General features: G+C 52.5%; 8 protein-coding genes. 2 read left to right on the top strand and 6 right to left on the bottom strand.

Going from position 1 to position 12534, the window contains the following annotated elements; all coding sequences use genetic code 11:
* Positions 1–27: 27 nt before the first annotated feature.
* Genes HV352_RS16725 through nagB form a run of 3 tightly spaced genes read right to left on the bottom strand, consistent with a single transcriptional unit; the run spans position 28 to position 3266 of the window.
* Positions 28–1248 (bottom strand): N-acetylglucosamine repressor, encoded by a 1221-nt coding sequence (locus HV352_RS16725; RefSeq protein ID WP_016152247.1) that lies wholly within the window; start codon positions 1246–1248, stop codon positions 28–30.
* Between the two features lie 8 nt (positions 1249–1256).
* A complete protein-coding gene (gene nagA, locus HV352_RS16720; RefSeq protein ID WP_019076270.1) occupies positions 1257–2405 on the bottom strand; it encodes an N-acetylglucosamine-6-phosphate deacetylase in 1149 nt (382 codons plus the stop codon).
* Between the two features lie 60 nt (positions 2406–2465).
* Complete coding sequence (gene nagB, locus HV352_RS16715) at positions 2466–3266, bottom strand: glucosamine-6-phosphate deaminase (RefSeq protein ID WP_003022803.1); 801 nt, start codon at positions 3264–3266, stop codon at positions 2466–2468.
* Between the two features lie 342 nt (positions 3267–3608).
* Between nagB and nagE the strand changes: the two genes are divergently transcribed.
* Together nagE and glnS are read left to right on the top strand one after the other, a co-directional pair.
* A complete protein-coding gene (nagE, locus tag HV352_RS16710) occupies positions 3609–5558 on the top strand; it encodes a PTS N-acetyl glucosamine transporter subunit IIABC (RefSeq protein ID WP_181634913.1) in 1950 nt (649 codons plus the stop codon).
* A 187-nt stretch (positions 5559–5745) separates the two neighbouring features.
* Positions 5746–7413 (top strand): glutamine--tRNA ligase, encoded by a 1668-nt coding sequence (gene glnS, locus HV352_RS16705; RefSeq protein ID WP_149381177.1) that lies wholly within the window; start codon positions 5746–5748, stop codon positions 7411–7413.
* A 58-nt stretch (positions 7414–7471) separates the two neighbouring features.
* Here glnS and HV352_RS16700 read toward each other — a convergent pair whose 3' ends face one another.
* Genes HV352_RS16700 through HV352_RS16690 form a run of 3 tightly spaced genes read right to left on the bottom strand, consistent with a single transcriptional unit; the run spans position 7472 to position 11933 of the window.
* Positions 7472–8755, bottom strand: coding sequence for an extracellular solute-binding protein (locus tag HV352_RS16700; protein WP_181634912.1), 1284 nt, complete (start codon positions 8753–8755; stop codon positions 7472–7474).
* A gap of 33 nt (positions 8756–8788) precedes the next feature.
* Positions 8789–10897, bottom strand: a complete 2109-nt coding sequence (locus tag HV352_RS16695; protein WP_181634911.1) for an ADP-ribosylglycohydrolase family protein — start codon at positions 10895–10897, stop codon at positions 8789–8791.
* Positions 10898–10931: 34 nt separating this feature from the next.
* Complete coding sequence (locus HV352_RS16690) at positions 10932–11933, bottom strand: LacI family DNA-binding transcriptional regulator (RefSeq protein ID WP_181634910.1); 1002 nt, start codon at positions 11931–11933, stop codon at positions 10932–10934.
* Positions 11934–12534 lie beyond the last annotated feature (601 nt).

Below are 12534 nucleotides of genomic sequence, written 5' to 3'. Positions count from 1 at the left end.
TGCAGCTAACGCAGAGGCTGCTTGGTATTAGCTTTCCAGCAAACGTTGCAGCAATGTACCGTTGAGCATCGCACGCTTCACCAGCGCAAAGGCGCCAATGGCTGAACGGTGATCCAGCGTGGAACGAACCACCGGTAAATTGTGGCGAAACGCTTTCAACGCCTGCGTGTTGATACAGCTTTCTATAGCAGGCAGCAGCACTTTATCAGCCTCGGTAATTTCGCCCGCAATGACGATTTTTTGTGGGTTAAACAGGTTGATGGCGATGGCGATGGTTTTACCCAGGTGACGACCAACGTGCTCAATGACTTCTGATGCCAGGTTATCGCCTTTATTAGCCGCCTTACAGATGGCTTTAATGCCGCAATCATCCAGCGTGAGTCGGCTTGGATAACCCTGTTTCAATAAGTTCTGCACGCGGTGTTCAATAGAGGCATTGGCGGCAATTGTTTCCAGACAGCCGAAATTACCGCAGTGACAGCGCTCACCCAGCGGCTCTACCTGAATATGGCCAATCTCACCCACGTTGCCATTGCGACCAATAAAAATTCGGCCATTGGAGATGATTCCCGCCCCGGTTCCGCGGTGAACACGCACCAAAATGGAGTCTTCGCAATCCTGGCTTGCCCCGAAATAGTGCTCGGCCAGCGCCAGACTGCGAATATCGTGACCGACAAAGCAGGTGACCTTAAAGCGTTTTTCGAGTGCTTCGACCAGCCCCCAGTTTTCGACCTGAATGTGCGGCATATAGCGGATGACGCCGCTTTCAGGATCAACCAGGCCTGGCAGAATGACGGAAATCGCAACCAGCTCGCGGATTTTCCGCTGGCAGTTCTCAATAAAGGTGGCAATGGTGTTGAGCAGCGCATACTCCAGCGTTTCCTGGGTGCGCTCCGGGAGAGGATAATGCTCTTCAGCGACCACTTTACTGCTCATATCATAGAGCGTGAGCGTAGTATCGTGGCGACCCAGGCGTACGCCAATCGCGTGGAAATTGCGGGTTTCAGTGACGATAGAGATAGCGCGGCGGCCCCCGGTGGAGGCCTGCTGGTCGACTTCTTTGATCAGCCCGCGTTCGATCAATTGACGCGTAATTTTCGTTACGCTGGCGGGGGCAAGCTGGCTTTGCTCGGCAATTTGAATTCGCGAGATTGGCCCATGCTGGTCAATCAGGCGATAAACCGCCGCGCTGTTAAGCTGTTTTACGAGATCAACATTACCTATTTGAGCTTGTCCGCCTGGTGTCATTCTTTCTCTTACTCAGTAACGACCTCGTTGCCATTAACGATGGTCTTGATAATTTTAAAGTCGTGCGTGAACGCAGTCAGGTTGGCTACTTTGCCTGGCGCGATGCTGCCGAGTTGTTTGTCGACGCCAATGGCGCGAGCAGGGTAGAGCGTTGCCATACGTAAGACTTCGTCGAGAGCGATATTCGCATGTTCGACCAGATTGCGTACGCCTTCAATCATGGTTAATGATGAGCCGCTCAGTGTACCGTTCTCATCAACGCACAATCCATTACGGTAGTATATTGTTTTACCAGCGAAAATGAACTGTTCAATGTTTGCACCTGCTGGTGCGGTTGCGTCGGTGACCAGGCACAGCTTGTCGCCTTTCAAGCGTTTGGCATTACGAATGTTAACGTAATCAACGTGGAGGCCATCGGCGATGATACCGCAATAGATATCGGCTTCATCAAGAATAGCGCCCGCCAGACCAGGTTCGCGACCGGTAATGTACGGCATCGCGTTGAACAGATGCGTCGCAAAGGTGATGCCTGCGCGGAACCCGATTTTTGCTTCTTTTACCGTTGCATTTGAGTGACCCGCAGAAACCACAATACCCGCATTCACCAGTTTGGTAATGACCTCTACCGGGACCATTTCTGGCGCCAGCGTTACTTTGGTGATCACATCGGCATTATTGCACAGGAAATCAACCAGCGCAGCGTCCGGTTGACGGACAAATCCCGGATTATGGGTGCCTTTTTTCACCAGATTCAGCCACGGACCTTCCAGATGAAGTCCTAGTGCCTGATTCGGGTGTTTCGCCAGGTATTCACGCATGACGCGAACACCTTGTTTCATCAGGTCATCGCTGGTGGTGATAAGCGTTGGCAGGTAGCTGGTGCAGCCAGATTTTTCATTGGCTTTCTGCATGATTTCCAGCGTTTCAACGGTCACGGCTTCTGCCGTATCGTTAAATTGTACGCCGCCGCAGCCGTTTAGCTGTACATCGATAAAACCGGGGGAAACAATGGCCCCATTCAGTGAGCGCTGTTCAATTCCTGACGGTAACTCAGCCAGTGGGCAAACGTTGTCAATCAGGCCATTGGCGACAACAATCGCATGGTCATCAAGAATTTCGTGACCGGTAAAAATCCGGCCCTGGGTTAAAGCATACATTCCGACCCCCGATTTCAAAAAATGCCGCCCTGCAACTTATCGACAGGGCGGAGACATCAATTACAGACCTTTAATATTTTCCGCTTCTAACTCGTTAAAGTATTTCAGCGTCTTCACTTTCAGTTCCATGGTGGAAGGCTCATCGCAGACCACAACGGCTTTCGGATGCAACTGCAGACAGCTGATGGTCCACATATGGTTAACGTTGCCTTCAACGGCGGCTTGCAGCGCCTGCGCTTTCTGGTGGCCCAGTACCAGGATCATCACTTCTTCGGCATCCAGCAGGGTGCCCACGCCAACGGTCAGCGCATATTTAGGCACCTGGCTTACGTCGCCGTCAAAGAAGCGTGAGTTCGCAACACGCGTGTCGTGAGTCAGCGTTTTGATGCGGGTACGGGAAGCCAAAGAAGAGGCTGGTTCGTTGAACGCGATGTGACCATCGTTGCCTACGCCGCCCATAAACAGGTGGATTTTACCGTAAGAACGGATTTTCTCTTCATACTGACGGCATTCTGCATCAATATCCGGTGCGTTACCATTGAGGAGGTTGATGTTTTCTGCTGGAATATCAACGTGATCAAAGAAGTTGCGATGCATGAAGCTATGGTAGCTTTCCGGATGCTCTTTCGGCAGGCCAACATATTCGTCCATATTGAACGTTACAACATGCTTGAAGCTTACCTGGCCCGCTTTGTGCATTTCAACCAATGCTTTGTAGGCTGTCAGCGGAGTACCGCCAGTCGGCAGGCCCAAAACGAACGGACGATCAGCCGTTGGTTTGAACGCGTTAATACGGTTAACGATATGGCGAGCAGCCCATTTGCCGACTTGTTCAGCGGTATTCAGGGGGATCAGTCTCATTCTTCACCTCAAAAGTAAATGTAAGCAATTGGCGGATTGAGTCTCTGTGCAGTATTAAGCGTAACCTGGTTTTGCATCGGTAAGGATCAATCCGTTTCGATTTTTTGAATGATAAAATAAGTTTTCGTAGTTAGCCAGTGGAAGGGAGGGTTGATAACGATATTTGGTGACTGGAATCACAAAAAACACGCATTTAATTTGCGATACGAATTAAATTTTCACACACTCTGAATGTAGATGAATGGTTAATATTGTTGTTCCAGAATCTTGCTGTCAGGAATGGTCGCACAATAAAAATATGGCTTCAAAGAAGCCTAATCGGGGTCTCGTAGGGGGAATAAAATGAATATTTTAGGTTTTTTCCAGCGGCTGGGTAGGGCGTTACAGCTCCCCATCGCTGTGCTGCCAGTCGCGGCACTGCTGCTGCGATTCGGCCAACCAGATTTACTTAACGTACCCTTCATCGCGCAAGCGGGTGGGGCCATCTTTGATAACCTGGCGTTAATTTTCGCTATCGGTGTGGCTTCCAGCTGGTCAAAAGACAGCGCGGGTGCTGCAGCGCTGGCGGGTGCGGTCGGTTATTTCATATTGACCAAAGCAATGGTTACCATTAACCCGGCCATCAACATGGGCGTGCTGGCAGGTATCATCACTGGTCTGGTCGGCGGTGCGGTATATAACCGTTGGTCTGGTATCAAACTACCTGACTTCCTGAGCTTCTTTGGCGGCAAACGCTTCGTGCCGATCGCCACTGGCTTCTTCTGTCTGGTGCTGGCTGCTATCTTCGGCTACGTGTGGCCGCCGGTGCAGAACGCCATCCATGCGGGAGGTGAGTGGATCGTAAGCGCTGGCGCGCTGGGTTCCGGTATCTTTGGTTTCATCAACCGTCTGCTGATCCCAACCGGTCTGCATCAGGTGCTGAACACCATCGCCTGGTTCCAGATTGGTGAATTCACTAACGCTGCAGGTACCGTATTCCACGGTGACATCAACCGCTTCTACGCGGGTGACGGCACTGCGGGTATGTTCATGTCTGGCTTCTTCCCGATCATGATGTTTGGTCTGCCGGGTGCGGCGCTGGCAATGTACTTCGCTGCTCCGAAAGCACGTCGTCCGATGGTTGGCGGTATGCTGTTGTCCGTTGCGATCACCGCGTTCCTGACCGGTGTTACCGAGCCACTGGAATTCCTGTTCATGTTCCTGGCGCCATTGCTGTACCTCCTGCACGCACTGTTAACGGGTATCAGCCTGTTCGTTGCAACACTGCTGGGGATCCACGCGGGCTTCTCCTTCTCCGCAGGTGCTATCGACTACGTGTTGATGTACAACCTGCCGGCGGCGAGTCAGAACGTCTGGATGCTGGTCGTGATGGGCCTGGTGTTCTTCGTCATTTACTTTGTGTTGTTCAGCGCGGTTATTCGTATGTTTAACCTGAAAACGCCGGGCCGTGAAGATAAAGAAGACGATATCGTTACTGAAGAAGCGAACAGCAACACTGAAGAAGGTCTGGCTCAACTGGCAACCAACTACATTGCAGCAGTTGGCGGTACCGATAACCTGAAAGCGATTGATGCCTGTATCACTCGTCTGCGTCTGACCGTTGCCGACTCCGGTCGCGTAAATGATGCGATGTGTAAACGTTTAGGCGCATCTGGAGTGGTTAAGCTGAACAAGCAAACTATCCAGGTCATCGTGGGTGCGAAGGCCGAATCTATCGGCGACGAAATGAAGAAAGTTGTCGCGCGTGGCCCGGTGGCTGCAGCGTCTGGTGAAAGTGCGCCAGCAGCAGCGGCTCCGGTTGCTAAACCGCAAGCTGTAGCGAACGCAGTAACCGTTGAAACTTTAGTTTCTCCGATTACCGGTGACGTGGTTGCGCTGGAGCAGGTACCTGATGAAGCCTTCGCCAGCAAAGCTGTAGGCGACGGTGTGGCGGTGAAGCCAACGGATAAAATCGTGGTTGCTCCGGCTGCCGGCACCATCGTGAAAATCTTCAACACTAACCATGCGTTCTGTCTGGAAACCGTTAAAGGCGCGGAAATTGTGGTCCACATGGGCATCGATACAGTAGCGCTGGAAGGTAAAGGCTTTAAGCGTCTGGTTGAAGAAGGTGCGGAAGTGACTGCAGGTCAACCGATTCTGGAAATGGATCTGGAGTTCCTGAACGCCAACGCACGTTCCATGATTAGCCCGGTTGTGTGCAGCAACAGCGATGATTTCGGTGCTCTGGTCATTAAAGCCGAAGGTCATGTGGTTGCTGGTCAAACACCACTGTATGAGATTAAAGGTAAATAACTGCTCCTGAGTAAAGTGAGTTAAGTGCCTTAAGCGGCGGGGGATATTCCTCCGCCGCTTTTTTTTGCAGCAAATACCCCCATATATCCTGTTGAAACACCTTTTTTGTGCAACTAATAGTTGTCTCCTGACGTCGCTTATAAGATCATGTTCCGTTATACGTTGTTTACGCTTTGAGGAATCCACGATGAGTGAGGCTGAAGCCCGCCCGAGTAACTTTATTCGTCAGATCATCGATGAAGATCTGGCCAGTGGTAAGCACACCACTATCCATACACGTTTTCCGCCGGAGCCAAATGGCTATCTGCACATTGGCCACGCGAAATCCATTTGTCTGAACTTTGGCATTGCGCAAGATTACCAGGGCCAGTGCAACCTGCGTTTTGATGATACGAACCCGGTTAAAGAAGATATCGAGTACGTTGAGTCGATTAAAAACGACGTTGAATGGTTAGGTTTCCACTGGACTGGCGATATTCGCTACTCTTCGGATTACTTCGATCAGCTTCACGCCTATGCGGTAGAGCTTATTAATAAAGGCCTGGCGTACGTTGATGAACTGTCAGCGGAGGAGATCCGCGAATACCGCGGCACTCTGACGCAGCCAGGTAAAAACAGCCCGTTCCGCGATCGTAGCGTCGAAGAGAACCTGGCACTGTTCGAAAAAATGCGTACCGGTGGTTTTGAAGAAGGTAAAGCCTGCCTGCGCGCGAAAATCGATATGGCTTCGCCGTTTATCGTGATGCGCGATCCGGTGCTGTACCGTATTAAGTTCGCCGAACACCACCAGACCGGCAACAAGTGGTGCATCTACCCGATGTACGATTTTACCCACTGCATCAGCGATGCGCTGGAAGGCATTACGCATTCACTGTGTACGCTGGAGTTCCAGGATAACCGTCGTTTGTACGACTGGGTGCTGGACAACATCACCATTCCGGTTCACCCGCGCCAGTACGAATTCTCGCGCCTGAATCTGGAATACACCGTGATGTCCAAACGCAAGCTGAACCTGCTGGTGACCGACAAGCACGTTGAAGGCTGGGACGATCCGCGTATGCCGACGATTTCTGGCCTGCGTCGTCGTGGTTATACCGCTGCCGCTATTCGTGAGTTCTGCAAACGCATTGGCGTGACCAAGCAGGATAACACCATTGAGATCGCTTCTCTGGAGTCCTGCATTCGCGAAGATCTGAACGAAAACGCCCCGCGCGCGATGGCAGTTATCGATCCGGTGAAACTGGTTATCGAAAACTACCCGCAGGGCGAAAGCGAGTTGGTTACCATGCCTAACCATCCGAACAAACCGGAAATGGGTAGCCGTGAAGTGCCGTTTAGCGGTGAAATTTGGATCGATCGCGCAGACTTCCGCGAAGAAGCGAACAAGCAGTACAAGCGTCTGGTGATGGGCAAAGAAGTACGTCTGCGTAATGCTTACGTGATCAAGGCTGAACGTGTAGAGAAAGATGCAGAAGGGAATATCACCACCATTTTCTGCACCTACGATGCCGACACCCTGAGCAAAGATCCGGCTGATGGCCGTAAAGTAAAAGGTGTTATTCACTGGGTGAGTGCGTCCCATGCGCTGCCGATTGAAATCCGTTTGTACGATCGTCTGTTTAGCGTGCCAAACCCAGGTGCGGCGGAAGACTTCCTGTCCGTTATCAACCCGGAATCGCTGGTCATTAAGCAGGGCTACGGTGAGCGGTCACTGCAGGCTGCGATTGCAGGTAAAGCGTTCCAGTTTGAGCGTGAAGGCTACTTCTGCCTGGACAGCCGCTATGCAACCGCTGACAAGCTGGTATTTAACCGCACTGTAGGTCTGCGCGATACGTGGGCTAAAGTCGGCGAGTAATTGCTGTCACACTGCCTCAAACGCCGCCAACGCGACGTTTGAGGCGGATTTTTCTGTTTTACTTATGCTGCATTAACGCCTGAACCCGCTGCTGGCTGCGTTCCAGCACCACCGATGTCTCCTGCTTACCCACCGTCGCCTGATTGACCATTTCACTGAGGATCATGGAGCCGGTAATATCCCCCATCCGCGTAAAGTTCTTCTCGCCGACCGATCCAAAGACCTGCATATTCGGGTACTGGGCAATCAGCTGTTCAGGGAGGCTACCAAAGACTTTGACGGCAGGGTTGTCCTTCCAACTGACGTTTTGCGCGGCGGCCTTCGTCACCGGCAGCATCGCCCCCGGCGACATCAATACCCAGTCAGCCGCGTTCTGCGCCTGTCCCATAAAGCTGACAAATTTTTCGGCGGCTTTCGTTTCTGCCTCAGTCTGACCGGCTGTGAGCGTTAATGATGTGATAACGCCAAATACGGCAGGTGATTTTTCGCTCGGCACGACAAAGCCTAAATCCGCCAGTGAACCATCCTGATAAATCGCTGGCAGGATGTAGGTCGAATAGACCGCCATCGGCGCGGTGCCGTTCATAAAGGCGTCTTTGATCTCTGTTACGTTGTTCGAGCCGGGCATGGTATAGCGGGCCAGTTCGCGATAATAGTTCAGCGAGGCCTGCATTTCCGCTGAGTTAACCGTGATGTCGCCGTTTGCGTTGAACACATTGGCACCGTTTGAAAGTGCGAACTGGGAGAAGGTTTGTTCGCTCATGACGCTTTCAGCCGTCGGCAGCGCGATGCCATATTTTTTACTGGTGCTGTCGGTCAGCCTGCGTGCCGCTTCCAGCAGCTGCGTCCAGTTTTTGGGTTCGTCGATTCCTGCTTTAGCCAGTACCGATTTCCGATACCAGACTCCCTGTAGCCAGGCGCTGATCGGCACGCCGGTATAGGCCGTTCCGTCTTCGGTACGAACAATGCGCAGCACGCCGTCGTAGAAGGCGCTTTCACCTTGCCTGTCGATCAGCGTTTTCACCGCTTTGTGGTCGATAAGCTGCTCTTTATCCATGACTTTGGCATAGTCATGGCTGACCTCGACGACCTCCGGCAGTGATCCTGAGCGGGCAAGGGTAATGATTTTGGTATTATAGGCATCCTCTTCGACGGGAACTTGCTTCACAATAATATCCGGATTCTCTTGCTGAAAGCGGTTGATGATCCCGGCAATGACGGTCTGGCGCTCCTGCTCAACGGCGGAGTGCATAAATTCGATGGTCACCTGCTGCGGTTTATCCTCACAGCCTGAAAGCAAAACGGCGGTTACCAGCGCCAGCATTGTTTTTGGTATGTTCATTTTTAATCCCTTGTTGTCGTCCATTTCCGTTAATTAACAACTGGCGCTGATATGGATAGCGTCCGTCGACAGCGCACCCGCACAAATCAGTAAACCGATCCCGCCATCCATCAAGGCTTCGTGTTCAGCGTCCTCCACGCGCAGCGTTTTACCGTCAACGGTCACGGAGATAATCTGCCCGTTGACGCTGATATCGAACGACACAGGGCGCTCGTACACGTCGGACAACGCCGCTTCTGCCAGGACTTTGGTACTGGTGTCGCGCACGCGGACGATCTGTAATTTCCCGTCGCGCAGGATGCGCGCGGCGTAATAGCGCCTCATCCCCTGCACCCGAAAAGCCAGACCGCCGTACTCCCCTGAATGCAGCGTAATGTCACTCTGAACGCGGTAGTTATCCCACTGCCGCGTTCCGTGAATAATCAATCCCTCGTCGTACTCTTTGGAGATGCGAAAGCTGGTGGGATAGTGGCGTGAAAAGAGATCCACGCCGTTTACCCAGGCTCGCCACCAAAAATTAGTTTCCCCTGTGGGTTTACGCAGGGTCAGCTCAGGTGCGCCGTCCCAGCGCATACTGTCGATGAGCAGGCGACCGCGGGCAACGCGGGCATCTGTGCTGATTGTTACGCCAATCTCGCCGATCGGTTGGCCCTGGCAGTCCGGGAGATCCAACGCCAGCGTTAGCGATTCACCCGGGGCTATGATCTGCGCGTCGCCGTACTGAGGCGTCAGCTGATTGTTGTCATCATAAACCCGGTAGCAGAGCCGCACGTTTAACGCGGATGTGTTATCCGGTGGCGCAATCAGGGTTGCCTGAAGACGCTGACCTGGGTAGATAAGTGGGGTAGCCATTAAATCGTAGCTGCGCATTTCCACGATTTCAGGCGGGGTAAAGGTTTGCGTGGTCACGCTGGCGTGAAGTCCGGGCGCAAGATGGCGATAGTGCAGACTCAACATCTGCCGCCCCAGGTGCGCCTCATTCTTAACCTCAACCGCGGCCGCATTTTCTTCATTAAGCCAGCGGAAACCCTGCACGCTGCCCGGTAGTGAGAAATGGTACTGCGCGCCGGATTTTTTGGCTTCAGGGCGCGGCAGACCGGCAATCTGGTGTCCCAGCCCGACCAGGTAATCGGTGATCCGCACGGCGTTGTTTATGGAGAACCCCCCGTCGGCTGAGGAGATCAGCATTCTGTCCGCCAGCGGCCCGCGCCAGTCCGGGCCTGCGTCAATACCCTGGAGTCCCAGCATAATGCCGGACAGACAGCCGACATTCCCCGCATTGCAGTCAGTGTCCCATCCTGACGTATTGACAATGCACTGGGCCTGCTGGAAGTCGTCCGGCGCGTAAAGGATCGCCATAATCATCAGCGCATGATTAGGGATGATGTGACAATTGCTGGGATATTTGTGATAGCCATAGTTGTCGTCGATTCGCTGGCGGGTCGTCTGCCAGTCGTTATCTTCCCGTCGCCAGCGACGGATATCGCCAACCAACTGGGCTATTTGCGACTCTGCCGGGATCACGGATAGTCCGACGTCAATAAGCTGTTCGATCTCCTGGCAGATAAAGGCCTGTGATTCCATCGCCGCCCAGAGCATAGCGGCATACACCGCTTCACCGTCATGGCTCACGCTGGCGGCATTTTTGGCAAGTTCTGCCGCCAGACGGGGTTGTCCCGGTGCGACAAGCGCCCAGCTATCAATAAAGATTTGTGCGCCAATCTGTTCGGCAATCGTTTTCCCGTTGGTCGCAATGGCTCCGCTTAGCGGAGCCGGAATGCCTTTTTTGAGATTCAGCCAGGCGGTGTGTTCCGTCGAATTACCGTTGCCGCCCCACCAGAGAATGGTGCGCTTATCAATGATGTAATTAAGCCAGCAGTGCCCCATCTGTTCCGCGCTCAGATCCGGCGGCAGGGCATAATCTTCCAGTGCGCGGATAAAGGTAAAGGTTCCGGCGACATCATCGTCGGTGACAACCAGCGGACGGTTAAATTTTTCGTGGACGTAATACTGGATCGGCCCCAGCTCCTGCATAATTTTTTCGTAGGTCCACCCTTCGAAAGGGCGGCCAAGGTAGACGCCGATTAATTTCCCTAACACCCCTGCATAAACGCGCGACTCATAATCTGAAGGCAATTCCATCTGTTTGATCCTTGTGTGGTTTTTTATCAGCCGTTCAGGCGGATTCTCTTTTTACCAGGCCCCAGGGCATTTCTGTGGTGCTGCCCTGGAGCGGCGCGGTGATATCGGTTTGTGCCAGGAGGAGGGCGGCCGCTTTTTGCCCAAGCTGCTCCGGGTACTGGGCGATAGTGGTCAGGGAAGGGGTCACCAGCCCGGCGGCGGGAATATCATCGAAACCCATCACCGCAAGCTGCTCCGGGATAGTGATGCCTTTCTCCCTTGCGGCACGCATCACGCCGATAGCCATTAAATCGTTGGCGGCGAAAATCGCATCCGGGAGCGAGCCGTCATTAATCAGCTGCATCGCGATCTGATAGCCGCTCTGTTCGTTAAAACCTGGCAGAATTTTGATGCGCGGAAGGCGGCCGGCCTGGGTCATCGCCTGGCGATATCCTTCCACTCTGGCAGGCTCAGGACCGCCAGCGCTGGCGATCATCGTGATATTTTGGTGCCCCTGTGCCAGCAGATATTCGACGGCGCTGCGCGCGGCAGCGGCGTTGTCGATATAAACATTATGCAGCGGCAGCGGGCCGCTTTTTTTCATCCTGGCTTCAATACGTGCAATCGGGATCCCTGCCTGAAGATACGGGGCAAAATCTTTCATCCCGACGTTAAAAAATGTCCCCACCACGGCGTCGACCCGCCCCTGCGCTGACCAGCGCAAAAAATGCAGCTCTCTTTCCCGTAATCCATCGGTGCTGGCCACGATCGCATCGTAGTGATACCTATCCGTCACCGATTGAACACCACGGACGAGCGAGGCATAAAAAGGGTTGGCGATATCCGGCACGATGCAGGCGATCGACATGGTTTTATTGGTTTTCAGCGCTTGTGCAAAACGGTTCGGTATATATCCCAGCTGATTAGCCGCTTGCTCAACCCGGCTCACTGTCTCCTGTGGATAGGTGTGATTTCCTTTGGTGAGTACCACGGATACCACCGCCTGTGAAACGCCAGCCAGGGCCGCAACGTCTTTCTGCGTGATGCGTTTTGTCATTTATTTATCAACTTATACGTATAACCTGCATCTTTGAATAATGGGACACCCGGTAGCTGTCAATAAAAACCTTATAAAGTGAGTGTATTTGTGTGGAAAATCCGAGGACGGTCACATCAACGACGGAGAGTAAATTCAGGAGTTCAAACGTTCTGTTTGCAGAGCGAATTAATGACGTTCGAGAATTAATTTGTTTTGCGAATGAAAAGACAATTATTAGGGGTGGAATTATATATATAATAATAAAATTGAAGATATCTATATGTATATAAAGTGTTTTTTCTTGTTTTTGTGACTTTTTTTACTCCCAAAGCAAAATGTAACAGAAAACAAGAAAATATGTGCGGTTGCTCATACTATTACATACTCGTTACAGAAAGAGATTGATAATTCGCGTCGCGAAAAATAGTCTATTCATTGTAGTCACTGAGGTTTTCTCAGCGCTACTTTTTTAATTTTTGTTTTTTCGCTGTCCGCTTTTGTCGGCAGCATTTTATACCCAATGGATTTCGAGTTGCATCAAGGCGGAGACGCAGCGCGTGCGCTGTCCCCGATGGGCGAGGCCAAAGGCCGAGTAAAGCCAACACTGATGCAGCTTGAA

Origin of the sequence: Citrobacter sp. RHBSTW-01044 (assembly GCF_013781945.1) — a bacterium.
GTDB classification, from domain to species: Bacteria; Pseudomonadota; Gammaproteobacteria; order Enterobacterales; family Enterobacteriaceae; genus Citrobacter; species Citrobacter braakii.
Note: the sequence above shows the minus strand (reverse complement) of the source record. Positions and strands in the feature narration are given on the sequence as shown.